Here is a 15822-nt window from a genome sequence, read left to right as displayed (position 1 = left end):
TCAGGCCACGGGCTCGCCCAGCACCTCGCTCGACCGCAGTTGCTCACGCGCGTCGGCGAACAGGTGCTCGGCGATCTGCACCGCGTTCAGCGCCGCGCCCTTCAGCAACTGGTCGCCCGAGACCATCAGGCAGACCGAGCGGCCGGTGGGGTCGGCCAGGTCGGTGCGGAAGCGGCCGGCCAGGACGTCGCCCTGCCCCTGCGACTCCGAGGGCATCGGGAAGTGGTTGCCCGCCCGGTCGTCCACGATCCGCACGCCCGGCGCGCCCGACAGCACCTCGCGCGCCGCCTCCGGGCTCACCGGCTCGGGGAACTCCAGGGTCATGGCGATGGTGTGGGCCCGCAGGACCGGCACGCGGACGCTGGTGATGCCGACGGGCAGGTTCGGGCGGCCCAGCAGGCGCTGGGTCTCGGCCACCACCTTCAGCTCCTCGCCGTTGTAGCCGCTCTCGAGATCGACGCCGCTGTCGTGGCTGAACAGGTTGAAGGCGTAGGGGTGCTTCAGCACCTGCGGCGCATAGGCCTCGCCGGCCAGGTGGGCCGCGGTCGAGGCCCGCAGCTCCTCCATCGCCGCCGCGCCGGCGCCGGACGCCGCCTGATAGGTCGACAGGCGAACGCGGGTCAGGCCGAAGGCGCGGTGCAGCGGCTGGATCGCCATCGCCGCGATGATCGCCACGCAGTTGGGATTGGCCACCACGCCGCGGTGCGCCACCAGCATGTCGAGGTTCACCTCGGGCACCACCAGCGGGCAGTCCGGGTCCATCCGGAAGGCCGAGGAATTGTCGACCACCACCGCGCCGGCGGCGACGGCGACGGGCGCCCAGGTCCTGGACTGGCCGGCCCCGGCCGAGAACAGCGCCAGGTCCACGTCGTTGAAGCTGGCGTTATCGACCGCATCGACCGTCAGCTCCTCGCCGCGGAACGCGAGCTTGCGGCCCGCCGAGCGCGGCGAGGCCAGCAGCTTCAGCCGCGCCAGCGGGAAGTCGCGCTGCTCCAGGCAGCGGATCAGCTCGACGCCCACGGCGCCGGTCGCGCCGAGGATGGCGACGTTGGGATGGGCTCTGCGGAAGGTCTGGAAGGTCATGGCGGCGTCTCCTGATGGGCGGAGGCGCGGGGTGCTGGTCCGGTGATCGGGGCCCCGCGCTTCGGCGGGGCTCTCTCCGGGTGTGTGCTCGCTTCAGATCACGCGCGCACCCGTCGACGCCCCGCAGGAGCGGGTCGTTTTCCGGGTGATAATCATGGTCGCGCGGACGAACATCGCAGGCGCTTTAGCTGCGCAAGGCGCGGCTGTAAAGCGCCGTTCCCTCCCTTGATGGGGAGGGAAGGGGCTCAGACGGCGGCGCGGTGGCCGCCGGTCTCGACCGACCAGATCTTCTCGATGTTGTAGAAGGAGCGGACCTCGGGCCGGAACAGGTGGACGATCACGTCCCCGGCGTCGATCAGCACCCAGTCGGCGCTGGGCATGCCTTCGATCCGGCACTTGCCGTAGCCCGCCTCCTTCAGCGAACGCAGCAGGTGGTCGGCCATCGCGCCCACGTGCCGCTGCGAGCGGCCGGACGCGACGATGAGCCCGTCGGCGACGGGGCTCTTTCCCTTGAGGTCGATGAAGACGACGTCCTGGGCCTGGTCATCGTCCAGGCGATTGAGGATCAGGTCCTCGATCGCGGTGTTGCGGCCCGGGTCCTGGATCGAGGCCTCGGTCTTCGCCGGGGTCTCGTGCGCACTCGGCGCGGGGTTACGGTTCAGCGGGGTAGCTCCTTTGTGTCCTCGCCAGCGGGACCCTACCACATCATGGGCGCGCGGTCAGGCGCCTCGCGACCCGATCAAGCCTTCGCCCGGCGCATCCGTTCCCGAAGCGCGGTGGATGACTGGAAATTGAGCGGCCCCCGCAGGAAGACCCAGCCCGGCGGCTTCGAACCCGGCAGGTCCATGGCCGCCGCCGACGAGCGCCGGGAGTGGGCGAACCGCTTTGCGGTGGGCGAGAACCGGCTCTTGAGCGAGATCCAGGGGCGCGAGACCACGGCCACCGGGACCTCGTGCATGATCTGCGTCCAGCCCTTCCACCGGTGGAAGCCGGCCAGGCTGTCCGCGCCCATGATCCAGACGAAGTGGACGCCCGGGAAACGCGCCTTGAGGGTGCGGATGGTGTCGATGGTGTAGGCCGAGCCCAGGCGGGTCTCGATGTCGGAGATCACCATGCCCGGCCCCTGCGCCAGCGCCCGGGCGCCGGCCATGCGCTGGGGGAGGTCGGCCGTCTCGTGGCGCGACTTCAGCGGGTTCTGCGGCGAGACGAGCCAGACCACGCGATCCAGGCCCAGTCGCCGCCGGGCCGTCTCGGCCACGTGGGCGTGGCCTTCGTGCGCCGGGTTGAACGAGCCGCCGAAGAGGCCGACCCGCATGCCCGGCCTGAGCGTGAAGCCCAGCCTCAGCGCCCCGGGACGTCCTGCGACGGGCGCGCGGCGCGCCGGGCCTGCAAACCACATGCGCCGGCGCTACCGGTTGCGCGGCGGGGTGGCTGCGCCCCCGCGGTCGAGGTCGAGGTCGCTCTGCCGGACGCGGGCGCGGACCGTGAAGACGCCGTCGCCGGCCAGCACGCCGCCGCGGGCGAAGAGCCGCCCGTGCTCCCAGTTCGACAGCCCGAGCTCGGGCTTGTTCAGCGCGTACTGGCCATCGACCCAGCGGGTGAAGCCATCGCCCACGAACGGCGCATCGACCGTCGCGTAGAACCGCGCGTGCGCGTCGGAGTCCTGCGAGATCAGCGTCGCCGCGAACCGCGGGCTCAGGCGGTTGAACAGCGCCACCGCCTCGGCGACGTCGGCCACCACCTTCAGCGTGACCTCGGGCGTCTCCTCCCACTCCCACTCGCGGCCGAGATCGGCGTCGGCCAACGGCTCGGCGAGCGCCTCCTCCACCGGCCCCTCGGCGCGGACCACGGTTGTGCGCGCGGTGCGCCAGCGCTCCGGCAGGCGGTCCCAGTCGGCCTCGGCCACATGCAGCTTCACGCCCCTGCGCCGTTCGCCCGCGCGCTCCAGCGCCTCCAGGAACACCGCGATCAACTCGTCCGCCCGCTCGCGCACGACGCAGCAGACGTTCAGCGTGTTGCAGACCTTGCGGTCCAGCGAATGGAAGACCGCGGCGTGGAACCGTTCGGCGGCGGCGCTCGCGTCGGCCACCATCCAGGCGCCCCCCGTGCCGTGCAGGCTGACGGGCGTCCCGGCCTGCCGCGCGATGGCGCCGAGCTGGGCCACCGCCGGCCCCGACCCCCGCGCCACCGCCAGCGACAGGCGGCTGTCGGCGAACATCGCCCAGCCGGCCGCGTGGGCCGCGGAATCCACCAGCACCGCCGCGCCGTCGGGCAGCCCCGCCTCGGCGATCGCCGGGTCCAGCGCCTCGGCCACGATGGCGCGCGCGGTGCCCAGCGCGTCGGAACCGATGCGGAAGACGACGGTGTTGCCCGCGCGGATCACGCCCGTGGCGTCGGCGAAGACGTTGGGCCGGCCCTCGAAGACGAAGCCCACCGCCCCCAGCGGCGCCGTCACCTGCTCCACCGTCCAGCCGTCGTGCGCCACGGTCTCGATCACCCGGCCGCGCGGCGGCTCGGCGTCGCGCCAGGCGCGCAGGCCCGCGACCATGTCGGCGCGCATCGCGTCCGACGCGATCAGCCGCGTCGTCGAGCGGCCCCGCGCCCTGGCGCCTTCCACGTCGGCGGCGTTGGCGGTTGCGATCCTCGCCCAGACGGCGTCGTCCTCCAGCCGACGCGCGAAGGTGTCGAAGAAGGCGGTGACGGCGGCGTCGTCCACCTCGCCCATCCGCGCGAAGGCGCCCACGGCGCGGCCCACCGCGGCCTCGGCGGCCGCGTGCTCGCGGGCGGGGATGTGCAGCAGGTCGCCGGTGTCCTGGACGACCGCCAGCCGGTCGCCGGGCCGGAAGGCGGCGGCGAGCCCGGGGGTCACATAGGCGACGCGGTCGCCCGCGAACGGGATCGCCTGGCCGGGCGCGAGCGCGTCCAGCCGTCCGGTGCGGACCGCCTGCGCCTCCCTGCCTGATGCGCCGTCGTCCACGGCTCCCCCTTATGCTCGCCCTGAGCCTAACCTAGGCGGTGAGCGCGCCCGCGGCTAGCGCCAGGTCGTCGGCGTGTACGACCGGCCCGGACGTGTAGCCGAGCTCGGCCTCCGCCGCGGCCGACTTCAGCCCGCAGATCCGCGCCGCATGGTCCGATGGATAGCGCACCAGGCCGCGGCCGATCTCGCGGCCCGCCTCGTCGCGCACGACCACCGCGTCGCCCTTGTCGAACCGGCCGTCCACCGCCTTGATCCCGGCCGCCAGCAGGCTCTTGCCGCGCCGCACGGCCGCCGCCGCGCCGGCGTCCACCGTCAGCGATCCGGCCGGCGCCAGCGAGCCGGCGATCCACGCCTTGTAGGCCGCGCGCGGGCTCGTCTCCGGCTCGACGACCGTGGCCGGCGCGCCGGCCTCGATGGCGGCCAGCGGGCCGGGCCGCTCGCCGAGGGTGATGATGGTGGCGCACCCGGCATGGCTCGCGATCCGCGCCGCCTCCAGCTTGGTCGCCATGCCGCCCGTGCCGACGCCGGCCGCGGCATTCGCGCCGCCCGCCATCGCCTCGATCCCGGGCGTGAGCCGCCCGACGCGCGGGACCAGCGTCGCCGCCGGATCGCGCCGCGGATCGGCCGTGTAGAGCCCTTCGACGTCCGACAGCAGCACCAGCGCCTCGGCGCCCACAAGCTGCGCCACGCGGGCCGAGAGCCGGTCGTTGTCGCCCACCCGGATCTCCTCGGTGACGACGGTGTCGTTCTCGTTGATCACCGGGATGACGCCCAGGCCCAGCAGCGCCTCGACCGTCGCCCGCGCGTTCAGCCAGCGCCGCCGCACTTCGGTGTCGTCGCGCGTCAGCAGCACCTGCGCGCAGACCAGGCCGAGCGGCGCCAGCGCCTCCTCCCACGCCCGCATCAGCGCCGACTGCCCGGCCGCCGCGGCGGCCTGCTTCTCCGGCAGCGTCAGCGCCCGCTTGCCCAGGCCCAGCCTGCGCCGCCCCAGCGCCACCGCGCCGGACGACACGATCAGCACCTGCTGTCCCCGCGCCCGCAGCCGCGCCACGTCTGCGGCGAAGTCGCTGAGCCACGCGCCGTGCGCGGCGCCGTCGGGCCCGACCAGCAGGGCCGAGCCGACCTTGACGACGACCCGGCGGGCGGACGCGATCTCGCTCATGTCAGGGCCGCCATTCCTCGGGGGCCGCGTCCTCGGCGGCGATCTCGCCCTTCTTCTCGCGCACCAGGGCGTAGGCTTCGCGCAGGATCTCGGTCACGCCCATCTTCGCCACGCCCGAGACCCGGCGGACCTTGTGGCCGACCGCGGCCTCCAGCTCGGCCGCCTTCTGCGCGATCGTCGCCTCGTCCAGCGCGTCGATCTTGTTCAGCGCCACGATCTCGGACTTGTCCTCCAGGCCCTCGCCGTAGGCCTCCAGTTCGTGGCGCACCGTCTTCCACGCGCCCGCCACGTCCTCCTGCGTCGCGTCGACCAGATGCACCAGCACGGCCGTCCGCTCGACGTGGCCCAGGAACCGCGTCCCGATCCCTGCGCCCTCGCTGGCGCCTTCGATCAGGCCAGGGATGTCGGCCAGGACGAACCGCTCGCCCACCGACAGGTCGACCATGCCGAGGTTGGGCGCCAGCGTCGTGAACGGATAGTCCGCGATCTTCGGCTTCGCCGCGCTGGACGCCGCCAGGAAGGTCGACTTCCCGGCGTTCGGCAAGCCGACGAGCCCGACGTCCGCGATCAGCTTCAGCCGCAGCCACAGCGCCATCTCCTGGCCCTCCTGGCCGGGGTTGGCGTGGCGGGGGGCCTGGTTCACGGGGCCCTTGAAGCGTTCGTTGCCCCACCCGCCGTTGCCGCCCTGCAGGAGCTGGAGGCGCTGGCCGGGCGCGGACATGTCGGCGATCAGGCGCTTGTCCTCGTCGAGGACCTCGGTGCCGACGGGGACCTTCAGGACGACGTCGGCGCCGGCGGCGCCGTGGCGGCTGCGGCCCATGCCGTGGACGCCGGTGCCGGCGCGGAAATGCTGCTGGTAGCGGTAGTCGATGAGGGTGTTCAGCCCCTCGACCGCCTCGATCCAGACGTCGCCGCCCTTGCCGCCGTCGCCGCCGTCGGGGCCGCCGAACTCGATGTACTTCTCGCGGCGGAACGAGACGGCGCCGCCGCCGCCCGCGCCGCTCTTCACGTAGACCTTGACCTGATCGAGGAACTTCATCGGGAAATCAGTCGGATCGTGGCCGCGGCGGCGAGCGACTTGACGACCGCGCCGGGCAGGAGGGGGACGATGCCGACGGTCAGCGCCGGCTTGGGGTCCATGAACGTGGCGAGGCCGGCCCAGCCGACCGCCAGCACGATGGCGTGGCCGGCGAGGACGAGCAGGATGAGCGGGATCCAGCCCTTGGCCTTGGGCGCGGCCTCGCCCACCACCCAGGCCGCGGCGGCCATGCCGGCCAGGAAGCCCGCGGTGTGGCCGGCCACCGCGCGCCAGCCGCCGGCGCCGTCCGCCAGCACCGGCAGGCCGAGCGCGGCGGCCACGAGCCAGGCCAGGACGGCCAGCAGGCCCAGCCGCCCGCCGAACAGCCCGGCGATCACGAAGAGCGCGTAGGTCTGCAGGGTGATCGGCACGGGGCCGAGGTCGAAGCTGAAGCGCCCGGCCGCCGCCATGGCGAGCGCGCCCGCCGCCACGGCCGCCGCCTGGAAGGGCAGCGGCTGGCTGGAGGCGCCGGAAGCGCGGCGGCGGGATGCAGCGGCGGTCATGGCGTGCGCATACCAGCCCCCGAGCATTCGGCGAACAGCCGAATGCTCGGGACCTTTGCTTGGAAACAGGCCGTTCGTCCCGACGAATGGCCTAGGCGAGCCAGACCATCATGCGGGTGGGCACGTCCTCGCCGCGGGCGACGGAGTGGCGGGTCTCGACGTCGCCCGTGTAGAGGAAGCCCGCCTTCACCAGCACGCCGCCCGAGGCGCGGTTGTCGGCGAAGTGGCCGGCCCAGACCGCGTTCTTCCCCCAGTCCGCGCGCGCCCAGGCCATCGCGGCCTTCAGCGCCTCCGAGGCATAGCCGCGGCCCCAGAACGGGCGGCCCAGCCAGTAGCCGACCTCCGGCCGCCTCGGGTCGGTCCCGTCGAAGCCCAGGACGCCGATCACGCCGAACCGGCGATGCTCGATGGCGAAGTTCGCCTCGCGCCGCGGATCGCGCGCCTGCGCATAGCCCACGAACCACTCGGCGTCGGAGAGGGCGTAGGGATGCGGGATGCGCGCGGTCATGGCCGCCACGTTGAAATCGCTCGCGAGCTCGGCCACCTGCGGCGCATCGCCCGCGACGAGACCCCGGAGCACCAGCCGCTCGGTCGCGATGGCCGGCCTGACGTCGACTGCACACATTTCCCTACCTCCCGGCCCCTTCTTGGTTGCGTGGGGGCCCAAAACGACTGCGGGGAGCCCGGACGAACCGGACTCCCCGCGAAGGTCGTCTGTCCGGTCCGCCTTGGTGCTGGCGGACCCGGAGAAAGCGGGTTCCGCCTATTCGGCTGCGATCACCTTGTCGGCCGGCACTACGGTGGCGTAGGTGCGATTCTTGGCCTTGGTGACGAACTTCACCGCGCCGGTGACGAGCGCGAAGAGGGTATGGTCCTTGCCCATGCCCACGCCTTCGCCCGGCCAGAACTTGGTGCCGCGCTGGCGCACGATGATCGAGCCGGCGTTGATGGCTTCGCCGCCGAACTTCTTCACGCCGAGACGGCGGCCCGCGGAATCGCGACCGTTGCGCGACGAACCACCGGATTTCTTGTGAGCCATGGTCTGCTCCTGTCCTCAACTGCGCGGCCGGATTACTCCGCCGCGTCGTCCTTCTTGGCAGCCGCCTTCTTGGCGGCCGGCTTCTTGGCTTCACCTTCGGCCTTGGGCGCAGCAGCCTTCTTCGGCGCGGCGGCCTTGGCCTCGGCCTTGGGGGCTTCGGCTTCCGGCGCCGGAGCGGCTTCAGCCTTCGGGGCCTTGGCGGCCTTCGGCGCCGGGGCGGCGGCTTCGGCGGCCAGTTGCGCCTTGGTCTTGCGCGGCTGGTTCATCGTCGCGAAGTCCAGGCCGCGGGCGCGGGCGTCCAGCTCGGCCTTGGTGACGAGCGAGACTTCGCCGTCCCACTTGGTCTCCTTGCCGCCGGCGGTGATGCCGGTGACGCGCAGGACCGACTCGGCCTGGCGGTGGCCGCGGGTGCGGCGATAGCCCTGGCGACGGATCTTCTTGAAGATCTTCACCTTGTCGCCCTTGCGGGTCTCGATCAGGGTCGCGGCGACCGAGGCGCCGGCCACGAGCGGGGCGCCGACCGTCACGGCCTCGCCTTCGCCCAGCAGGAGCACGTCACCGAACGCGACCTTCGCGCCGGGCTCACCGTCGAGCTTTTCGACGACCAGCAGGTCGCCGGGCTGGACCCGGTACTGCTTGCCGCCGGTCTTGATCACCGCGTACATCGTCGTCTGCGCCTTTGTATTTCTTCTTGATTGAAAGCGTTTTCGCGCCCGACGGAGACCCGCCGGACGAGGGAGGCGCGGTTATACAGCGGAAGGGCGGGGTGTCAATGCGCCGGCCCGGGGCCGGCGCCGGCCCCTCAGGGGTCCTGCGGCTCGTGCGAGGCCAGCCAGGTCTCCAGCGCCTCGCCGGCCGAGCCGCGGCAGCCCGCGGCCTGCACCTGCACGATGGCGTCGAGGCTGGTCAGGCTCTCCGGGCTCGGACAGATGCCGGAGCGGGTGCGGGTGGAGCCCACCATCTGCCTGGCGGCCGGCGCGACCATCACCTTCAGGATCGCCAGCCGGTCGGCCTCGGCCTGGTTGGCCATGCGCCTGGGCAGTGTCACGCCGCCGGCCGCGCCCCTGAGGGTGACGAGGTCGCCCGAGGCATGCATCAGGGTCAGCTTCTGCCCCGCGCCCAGCGCCACCCTGGCGCCCGCGTCGAACCCCTGGCCGCGCGCGAACGCCGGATCGCTGGAGGTCACCACCATATAGTCGCTGGCCAGCGCGGCGCCGGCGCCGAAGGCGCACGCGAGACCGGCGAGGAGGGGTGCGAGACGAAACGCCATGCGCCGAACATCGCGCGGCGCGGCCACCGGGGCAAGCAAGGCTGGAAAGACGGCGTCCGGCGAACACGTCATCCGAAACGGGACCCGCATCGGGCGGGCTGCGGGAGGAAACCCGCGACAGTTGATCGCCACAACCAGAAAGTGAGGTGCGGTTAACTGCCGGTTAAGATGTGGCCATTAGGATGCCGACCAGAATGTCGAGGCAGACGCTATGGTCAGCGTGCAGCTACGAAATTCCGGACAGGGGCTCTGGACGGCCCTGAGCCTGCCCACCTCGGTGCAGGTCGCCCAGACGCTCGCCGCCACGGCGCGCCAGCTCAACATGGCCGACCAGGTCCGCATCACCCCCAGCAACGGCACGGGCGGCAAGGTCGACATCAAGGTCTAGACCATTCGGCGCTTAGGTAGGTCCGAGGTCGGGAAGCCGAATGGTCTATTTCCAAGCGAAGCGTTGAGCATTCGACGGTTCAAGCGAACCGCCGAATGCTCTAGCCGGCCAGATCGGGCCGTTCGTCCACATCGAAGAGCACGCCGTCGTCGGGCGCCTCCACGAGCGCCAGCCGCGCGCCCAGCCCCTGGATCAGCGGCCGCGCGCCGACGTCGCCGCTGAGCGTCCGCGCGCCTGCGAAGAGCGCCGCCGACAGCACGACGGGGTGGCCCCGCACGCCCTGGAAGGTCGGGGCCGCGGCCGGCGCGCCGCCACGCACCGCTTCGGCCAGCGGCGCCAGCACCGCGTGCGGGATCCGCGGCATGTCGCCCAGGAACACGAAGGCGCCCGCGAGCCCGTCGGGCAGGCCCGCGATCCCGGCCCTGAGCGAGGCGGCCATGCCCTCGGCGTGGCCGGCCGCATGGACGATCCGCACGCCGGGATCGAACGCCCGCGCCGCATCCGCCACCGCGTCTGCGTCCGCTCCGGTCACGACGGTGATCGCGCCGCCCGAGGCCCGCGCGGCCGCCAGCGCGCCATGGACCAGCGGCGCGCCGCGGTAGGCGGCCGTCAGCTTGCCGCCCCCGAACCGCGAGGCCGCGCCGGCGGCCAGGACCAGCGCGGCGAAGTCGGCGCCTGTCGTCACGCGGCCTTTCCTCCTATCTTGGCGTTCGAATGACGCCGTACGACGACATCGCCGCCCCGCACAGCCCCCTCGGTCCCAGGCCCCTCGATCCCGGTCCCGTCGCGCGCCGGGCGCTGGCCGACGGCTTCGGCCGCACGGTGACCTACCTGCGCCTGTCGGTCACCGACCGCTGCGACCTGCGCTGCGTCTACTGCATGGCCGAGCACATGACCTTCCTGCCGAAGGCGGAGGTGCTGACGCTGGAGGAGCTGGACCGCGTCGCCTCGGCGTTCGTGTCGCTGGGCGCGCGCAAGCTGCGGCTGACCGGGGGCGAACCCCTGGTGCGCAAGGGCATGATGGACCTGGTCCGCAGCCTGGCGCGCCATCTGAAGACCGGCGCGCTGGACGAGCTCACGCTCACCACCAACGGCACGCGGCTGGCCGAGTTCGCGCCCGAGCTGGCGGCGGCGGGCGTGCAGCGCGTGAACGTCTCGATGGACACGCTGCGGCCCGACCTCTTCCGCAAGCTCACCCGCGGGGGCGATCTTGCGAGGGTGCAGGCGGGTATCGCGGCGGCGCAGGCTGCTGGACTCTCGGTGAAGATCAACGCGGTGGCGCTGGCCGATTCCAACGCCCGGGAGATCCCCGACCTCATCCGCTGGGCGCACGGGCGCGGCTGCGACCTGACGCTGATCGAGACGATGCCGATGGGCGAGGTCGACGTCGACCGCACCGACGAGTTCCTGTCGCTGAAGGACGTCCGCGCCGAGCTGGAGAGCTTCTGGACGCTGGAGGACCTGCCGCTCTCCACCGGCGGCCCGGCCCGCTACGTCCGCATCGCCGAGACCGGCGGGCGGCTCGGCCTCATCACCCCGCTCAGCCACAACTTCTGCGAAACCTGCAACCGGGTGCGGCTCACCTGCACCGGCACGCTGCACACCTGCCTCGGCCAGGAGGACGCCACCGACCTGCGCGCGGTCCTGCGGGCGGGCGCGAGCGACGCCGAGCTGGTCGCCGCCATCCGCGGCGGCGTGGACGTGAAGCCCAGGGGCCACGACTTCCAGATCGCCCGCAGGCGGCCCGCCGTGGCGCGGCACATGTCCACCACGGGCGGCTGAGCCATGGCCCGCGTGCTGCTCTTCGGTCCCTTGCGCGACCTCGCCGGCTGGCGCGAGCGCCGGATCGCGGCGGCGTCCGTCGCGGAGCTGCGCAGCGTCCTCGCCGCCGAGGACGCCGACCTGGGCGCGGCGCTGGGCGGCAAGGGCGTGCAGGTGGCGGTGGATCAGGCCGTCGTCCGCGGCGACGTGGCGCTGAGCGCCAGCAGCGAGGTCGCCTTCCTGCCGCCCATGAGCGGCGGATGACCTTCCTTCGCCAAGGCTTCGGAGGGTCTGGTCGATCCTTCGTAGCTCCGCCAGGAGCGGAGTAGGATGAGCATCCGGCTCACCGAGGCGCCCTTCGACCCCGGCGCGCTCCTGACCGAATTCACGAAGGGCCGCACTGAGACCGGCGCGGTGGCCACCTTCACCGGCATCGCCCGCGCCGAGGCCGGCGCGACCGCGATCCTGGAGCTGGAGGCCTACCCCGGCTTCACCGAGGCCGAGATCGGCAGGATCGCCGACCAGGCCCGCGAGCGCTTCGGCCTGCACGACCTCGCCATCCTGCACCGGGTCGGCCGCATCGCGCCGGGCGAGCCCATCGTCTTCGTGGCCGCCGCCGCCGGCCACCGCCGCGCCGCCTTCGAGGCCTGCGACTTCCTGATGGACTACCTGAAGTCCCGCGCCCCCTTCTGGAAGAAGGAGCACGGCCCCGACGGCGAACGCTGGATCGAACCCACCGCCCAGGACCACGCCGACCGCGAGCGGTGGGGTTAGGGTTCGTTGGGGTGGATGAGCGGCGCTCTGCGATCCTTCCGCACTTGCCGGAACCGCGGCGGACCAATAACTCCAAGGGCACACACCCGACTTTGAGGCGCGACCTATGCTGAAGTGGACTTCCTACCTCGACGACGAAGACGGCGACGACGAGGACAAGGGCCGCCTGCCCGACATGCCGATGACGGCCGGGCCGGTGCAGAACGCGCTGTTCAAGAGCCGCACCGTCCTGATCTTCGGCGAGATCGACATGCGCCTGGCCGAGCGCGTCACCGCGCAGATCACCGCGCTGGCCGCCGAGAGCGACAAGCCGATCCGCGTGATCATCAACTCGCCGGGCGGCCACGTGGAGAGCGGCGACACCGTCCACGACATGATCCGCTTCTGCGGCGCGCAGGTGAAGGTGATCGGGACGGGCTGGGTGGCCTCGTCGGGCGCGCACATCTTCCTGGGCGCGAAGAAGGAAAACCGGCTCTGCCTGCCGAACACCCGCTTCCTGCTGCACCAGCCGGCCGGCGGCGTGCGCGGCCAGGCCTCGGACATCCAGATCGAGGCCGAGGAGATCATCAAGATGCAGGAGCGCATCAACCGCACGATCGCCGCCGAGACCGGGCAGACCTACGAGAAGGTCGTCAAGGACACCCAGCGGAACTTCTGGATGAGCGCCGAGCAGGCGGTCGAGTACGGCCTGGTAGGCAAGATCATCACCGACGCGTCGGAGGTCTAGCCAAACGCCTCACCTCCCCCGCGCAGCGGCGGGAGGGGGAGGTGAGAGCGGAGGGCGCGATGGCGGCTGATCCCTGGTGGAAGGGCGCGATCCTCTACCACGTGTATGTGCGCAGCTTCTGCGACTCGGACGGGGACGGGCACGGCGACCTGCCGGGGCTGATGTCCAAGCTCGACTACATCCAGGGCCTGGGCGTGGACGGGATCTGGCTGTCGCCGATCCACCCGTCGCCGAACCGCGACTGGGGCTACGACATCGCCGACTTCGAAGGCATCCAGGCGGACTACGGGACGCTGGAGGATTTCCAGGCGCTGCTGGACGAGGCCCATGCGCGCGGGCTGAAGGTGGTGCTGGACGAGGTGCTCTCCCACACCTCCGACGTCCATCCGTGGTTCGTGGAGAGCCTGACCGGCGGCAAGGACGGGCCCAAGGCCGACTGGTACGTCTGGGCCGACCCGCAGGCGGACGGGACGGCGCCGAACAACTGGCTCTCGGTGTTCGGCGGCCCCGCCTGGGCCTACCAGCCGGCGCGGCGGCAGCACTACCACCACAAGTTCCTGCGCCAGCAGCCGAAGCTGAACTGGCGCGATCCGGGGGCGCGGGAGGCGGCGCTCTCGGTGCTGGACTACTGGCTGGACAAGGGCGTCGACGGCTTCCGGCTCGACGTGGCCGGCACCTTCCTGCACGACGCGGCGCTGACGCCGAACCCGCCCGTGCCGATGGCCGAGCGCCGCGGGCTGAACTGGAGCCACGCCGGCAACCTGCAGTTCCACTTCTACGACTCCAACCTCGAGGAGAACGTCGAGACCCTGGACGTCATCCGGCGGCGGGTGGACGCCTTCCCCGACCGCTTCGTGTTCGGCGAGTTCTCCGAGGAGGAGGAGCGGTGCGGCGCCTACCTGTCGCCGGCGGACGGGCTGCACTCGGGCTACACCTTCGTGATGCTGCTGCAGCGCAGGCTGGAGGCCGGGTTCGTCACCCGGCACTACGACACCCTGGCGCGGTTCCCGGGCCACTGGCCGACCATCAGCTTCTCGAACCACGACGTGCCGCGCACCGTCTCGCGGTTCGGCGGGAAGGACGCCTCGCCGGAACTGGCGAAGATGATGTTCGCGCTGCTGATCGCGCTGAAGGGGACGACGCTGGTCTACCAGGGCGAGGAGCTGGGGCTGCCGCAGGCGTCGCTGACGCGCGACCAGCTTCGCGACCCGGTGGGCGACCTCTACTGGCCCTACGACGGCGGCCGCGACGGGTGCCGCACGCCGATGCCGTGGACGGCGGGCGAGAACATGGGCTTCACCGACGGCGAGCCCTGGCTGCCGCTGGCGGCCGAGCACCGGGGGCTCTCGGTGGAGGAACAGGGCGCGGACCCGGACTCGGTGCTGAGCTTCTCCAAGGAGATGATCGCGCTCCGGAAGGCGACGCCGGCGCTCGGCGTGGGCGACATCGCGTTCCTGGGCGTGCCGGCGCCGCTGGTGGCCTTCGTCCGCGCGCACGAGGACGGCGACGTGCTGTGCGTCTTCAACTTCTCGGGCGAGCCGCAGGTGTTCGCCCATCCGGGCCTGGCGCAGGCCGAGCTGCTGCCGCTCCGCAACGGCGAGGCCGACCTGCGCGGCGAGTCCGTCGGCCTCTCGCCCTACGCCGCCTGCTTCCTGCGGCCGGTATCGTGATCGCCTCTCCCCCAAGCGCCGAAGGCGCGAGAGAGGGAGAGGGTAGGGAGAGGGCGGCTCCGAACGTCGGCCCGCAAGGGGGTGGCCCGAGGGTCCTCGCGGCGCCTCGGAGTGGATCTCCGACCTGCGCCGCCCTCTCCCTGCCCTCTCCCTCTCCGCTTCGCGGGGGGAGAGGAGGCCAGAGTTGAATGGACGTTGGGCCGGGCGCCCGCGTACTCAGGGCGCAGTATGCGTGAACGCGACCATGCCTGACGGCGAGACCCGCACCACCCGCGCCGAGACACGTTTCGGCCAGGGATTCCTGACCGACGCCTGGTACCTGGGCGCGCTGTCCGGCGACCTGAAGCCGGGCAAGCTCAACCACGTCGAGATGCTGGGCGAGCCGGTGATGCTGGGCCGCAGCCGCGGCGGCGAGTTGTTCGCCCTGCGCGATGTGTGCCCGCACCGGGCCGCGCCGCTGTCGGCCGGGCGGTTCCACCGCGACGCCGCGGGCGCCGAGACGGTGGCCTGCCCCTACCACGGCTGGCGCTTCCGGGCCGACGGCGCCTGCGCGGCGATCCCGTCGCTGACCGCCGACCAGGCGATGGAGACCGAACGCATCCGCGTGCGGCGCTATCCGGTGGCCGAGAGCCAGGGGATGGTGTTCGTCTGGATGGGCGCGTCGCCCGCGTCCGAGCCCGACCATCCCGCGCCGGCCTTCCCCGGCGTGGTCGGCGGCGCGCCGAAGCTGGTCGACCGGATGGTGTTCGAGGCGCATATCGACCAGGCGGTCGTGGGGCTGATGGACCCGGCGCACGGCCCCTACGTCCACCGGCAGTGGTGGTGGCGCACGGCGGGGTCCGAGCACGACAAGGAGAAGCGCTTCGAACCGCGCGAGCAGGGCTTCGCCATGGTGCGGCACGCGCCCTCGAAGAACAGCCGCGCCTACGCGATCCTGGGCGGCCAGCCGCTCACCGAGATCACCTTCCGCCTGCCCGGCCTGCGCTGGGAGCACGTGACGGTGGGCAGGCGCCAGGTGCTGTCGCTGACCTGCCTGACGCCGATCGACGGGGCGCGCACCCGGGTGACCCAGATCGCCTGGTCGGACCATCCGGCCTTCACGCTGCTGAAGCCGGTGGTGGGCGCGATGGCGCGCACCTTCCTGCGCCAGGACGCCGAGATGGTGGAGTTGCAGAACCAGGGCCTGAAGCACGACCCGGCGCTGCTCTGGCTCGACGACGCCGACCGCCAGGCCAAGTGGTACCAGGCCCTGAAGCGCGAATGGCTCGCCAGCCGCCGCGAGGGGCGGGCGTTCGTGAACCCCGTGGAGCCCGCGACCCTGAGGTGGCGGAGCTAGGCGGGCCGGATGACGCTGCGAGCCGCGTGCCACGCCCTCACGATCGCCTCGGCG

At 72.4% G+C, this 15822-nt stretch carries 19 protein-coding genes; 7 read left to right on the top strand and 12 right to left on the bottom strand.

Annotation, left to right across the window (positions count from 1 at the left end; genetic code table 11):
• From KF737_RS16955 to KF737_RS16905, 11 genes are all read right to left on the bottom strand, one after another.
• Positions 1-1083 carry an aspartate-semialdehyde dehydrogenase gene (locus KF737_RS16955; protein ID WP_296457540.1) on the bottom strand — a complete coding sequence of 361 codons (1083 nt, stop codon included), beginning with the start codon at positions 1081-1083 and terminating at the stop codon, positions 1-3.
• Positions 1084-1328: 245 nt separating this feature from the next.
• On the bottom strand, positions 1329-1787 hold the full coding sequence (gene rsfS / locus KF737_RS16950) for a ribosome silencing factor (RefSeq protein WP_296457537.1): 459 nt from the start codon (positions 1785-1787) through the stop codon (positions 1329-1331).
• 35 nt (positions 1788-1822) lie between these two features.
• Positions 1823-2482: a nicotinate-nucleotide adenylyltransferase gene (locus KF737_RS16945; protein ID WP_296457532.1), complete on the bottom strand. Its 660-nt coding sequence runs from the start codon at positions 2480-2482 to the stop codon at positions 1823-1825.
• A 9-nt stretch (positions 2483-2491) separates the two neighbouring features.
• Positions 2492-4060 carry an aldehyde dehydrogenase family protein gene (locus KF737_RS16940; RefSeq protein ID WP_296457530.1) on the bottom strand — a complete coding sequence of 523 codons (1569 nt, stop codon included), beginning with the start codon at positions 4058-4060 and terminating at the stop codon, positions 2492-2494.
• Between the two features lie 31 nt (positions 4061-4091).
• Positions 4092-5222 carry a glutamate 5-kinase gene (proB, locus tag KF737_RS16935; RefSeq protein ID WP_296457527.1) on the bottom strand — a complete coding sequence of 377 codons (1131 nt, stop codon included), beginning with the start codon at positions 5220-5222 and terminating at the stop codon, positions 4092-4094.
• Position 5223: 1 nt separating this feature from the next.
• Entirely contained in the window at positions 5224-6261 is a 1038-nt protein-coding gene (obgE, locus tag KF737_RS16930; protein WP_296457524.1) for a GTPase ObgE, read from the bottom strand.
• Positions 6258-6803 carry a biotin transporter BioY gene (locus KF737_RS16925; protein WP_296457521.1) on the bottom strand — a complete coding sequence of 182 codons (546 nt, stop codon included), beginning with the start codon at positions 6801-6803 and terminating at the stop codon, positions 6258-6260. Before KF737_RS16925 ends, obgE begins: the two co-directional genes overlap by 4 nt.
• A 91-nt stretch (positions 6804-6894) precedes the next feature.
• Positions 6895-7428, bottom strand: a complete 534-nt coding sequence (locus tag KF737_RS16920; RefSeq protein WP_296457514.1) for a GNAT family N-acetyltransferase — start codon at positions 7426-7428, stop codon at positions 6895-6897.
• A gap of 138 nt (positions 7429-7566) precedes the next feature.
• On the bottom strand, positions 7567-7842 hold the full coding sequence (rpmA, locus tag KF737_RS16915; RefSeq protein WP_293477192.1) for a 50S ribosomal protein L27: 276 nt from the start codon (positions 7840-7842) through the stop codon (positions 7567-7569).
• Positions 7843-7874: 32 nt separating this feature from the next.
• Entirely contained in the window at positions 7875-8507 is a 633-nt protein-coding gene (gene rplU, locus KF737_RS16910) for a 50S ribosomal protein L21 (protein WP_296457511.1), read from the bottom strand.
• 137 nt (positions 8508-8644) lie between these two features.
• Positions 8645-9112, bottom strand: a complete 468-nt coding sequence (locus KF737_RS16905) for a hypothetical protein (RefSeq protein WP_296457507.1) — start codon at positions 9110-9112, stop codon at positions 8645-8647.
• A gap of 220 nt (positions 9113-9332) precedes the next feature.
• Here KF737_RS16905 and KF737_RS16900 point away from each other — a divergent pair, with 220 nt between their 5' ends.
• On the top strand, positions 9333-9500 hold the full coding sequence (locus KF737_RS16900) for a hypothetical protein (protein WP_296457504.1): 168 nt from the start codon (positions 9333-9335) through the stop codon (positions 9498-9500).
• 100 nt (positions 9501-9600) lie between these two features.
• Here the strand turns inward: KF737_RS16900 and KF737_RS16895 are convergent, their stop codons facing one another.
• Positions 9601-10185, bottom strand: a complete 585-nt coding sequence (locus tag KF737_RS16895) for a nucleotidyltransferase family protein (RefSeq protein ID WP_296457501.1) — start codon at positions 10183-10185, stop codon at positions 9601-9603.
• Between the two features lie 29 nt (positions 10186-10214).
• On the opposite strand from KF737_RS16895, the gene moaA reads away from it, so the two are divergent.
• From moaA to KF737_RS16865, 6 genes are all read left to right on the top strand, one after another.
• Complete coding sequence (moaA, locus tag KF737_RS16890; RefSeq protein WP_296457498.1) at positions 10215-11282, top strand: GTP 3',8-cyclase MoaA; 1068 nt, start codon at positions 10215-10217, stop codon at positions 11280-11282.
• A gap of 3 nt (positions 11283-11285) precedes the next feature.
• The gene (locus tag KF737_RS16885; RefSeq protein WP_296457495.1) at positions 11286-11525 is read left to right on the top strand and encodes a MoaD/ThiS family protein; all 240 of its coding nucleotides are present in this window, start codon (positions 11286-11288) and stop codon (positions 11523-11525) included.
• A gap of 66 nt (positions 11526-11591) precedes the next feature.
• A complete protein-coding gene (locus KF737_RS16880) occupies positions 11592-12035 on the top strand; it encodes a molybdenum cofactor biosynthesis protein MoaE (protein WP_296457493.1) in 444 nt (147 codons plus the stop codon).
• Between the two features lie 106 nt (positions 12036-12141).
• Positions 12142-12762: an ATP-dependent Clp protease proteolytic subunit gene (locus KF737_RS16875; protein WP_296457489.1), complete on the top strand. Its 621-nt coding sequence runs from the start codon at positions 12142-12144 to the stop codon at positions 12760-12762.
• Between the two features lie 59 nt (positions 12763-12821).
• Entirely contained in the window at positions 12822-14432 is a 1611-nt protein-coding gene (locus KF737_RS16870) for an alpha-glucosidase (protein ID WP_296457486.1), read from the top strand.
• 244 nt (positions 14433-14676) lie between these two features.
• Positions 14677-15768: an aromatic ring-hydroxylating dioxygenase subunit alpha gene (locus KF737_RS16865; protein WP_296457690.1), complete on the top strand. Its 1092-nt coding sequence runs from the start codon at positions 14677-14679 to the stop codon at positions 15766-15768.
• Positions 15769-15822 lie beyond the last annotated feature (54 nt).

The sequence above is a fragment of the Phenylobacterium sp. genome, assembly GCF_019636135.1.
Classification (GTDB): Bacteria; Pseudomonadota; Alphaproteobacteria; order Caulobacterales; family Caulobacteraceae; genus Phenylobacterium.
Note: the sequence above shows the minus strand (reverse complement) of the source record. Positions and strands in the feature narration are given on the sequence as shown.

Bases quoted from the DNA above. Each gene is read 5' to 3' on its own strand.
- rplU (WP_296457511.1), bottom strand. From the start codon at position 8,507: ATGTACGCGGTGATCAAGACCGGCGGCAAGCAGTACCGGGTCCAGCCC.
- KF737_RS16870 (WP_296457486.1), top strand. From the start codon at position 12,822: ATGGCGGCTGATCCCTGGTGGAAGGGCGCGATCCTCTACCACGTGTAT.
- obgE (WP_296457524.1), bottom strand. From the start codon at position 6,261: ATGAAGTTCCTCGATCAGGTCAAGGTCTACGTGAAGAGCGGCGCGGGC.
- KF737_RS16875 (WP_296457489.1), top strand. From the start codon at position 12,142: ATGCTGAAGTGGACTTCCTACCTCGACGACGAAGACGGCGACGACGAG.
- KF737_RS16920 (WP_296457514.1), bottom strand. From the start codon at position 7,428: ATGTGTGCAGTCGACGTCAGGCCGGCCATCGCGACCGAGCGGCTGGTG.
- KF737_RS16905 (WP_296457507.1), bottom strand. From the start codon at position 9,112: ATGGCGTTTCGTCTCGCACCCCTCCTCGCCGGTCTCGCGTGCGCCTTC.
- KF737_RS16955 (WP_296457540.1), bottom strand. From the start codon at position 1,083: ATGACCTTCCAGACCTTCCGCAGAGCCCATCCCAACGTCGCCATCCTC.
- KF737_RS16945 (WP_296457532.1), bottom strand. From the start codon at position 2,482: ATGTGGTTTGCAGGCCCGGCGCGCCGCGCGCCCGTCGCAGGACGTCCC.
- KF737_RS16925 (WP_296457521.1), bottom strand. From the start codon at position 6,803: ATGACCGCCGCTGCATCCCGCCGCCGCGCTTCCGGCGCCTCCAGCCAG.
- KF737_RS16885 (WP_296457495.1), top strand. From the start codon at position 11,286: ATGGCCCGCGTGCTGCTCTTCGGTCCCTTGCGCGACCTCGCCGGCTGG.
- rpmA (WP_293477192.1), bottom strand. From the start codon at position 7,842: ATGGCTCACAAGAAATCCGGTGGTTCGTCGCGCAACGGTCGCGATTCC.
- KF737_RS16880 (WP_296457493.1), top strand. From the start codon at position 11,592: ATGAGCATCCGGCTCACCGAGGCGCCCTTCGACCCCGGCGCGCTCCTG.
- KF737_RS16865 (WP_296457690.1), top strand. From the start codon at position 14,677: ATGCCTGACGGCGAGACCCGCACCACCCGCGCCGAGACACGTTTCGGC.
- moaA (WP_296457498.1), top strand. From the start codon at position 10,215: ATGACGCCGTACGACGACATCGCCGCCCCGCACAGCCCCCTCGGTCCC.
- proB (WP_296457527.1), bottom strand. From the start codon at position 5,222: ATGAGCGAGATCGCGTCCGCCCGCCGGGTCGTCGTCAAGGTCGGCTCG.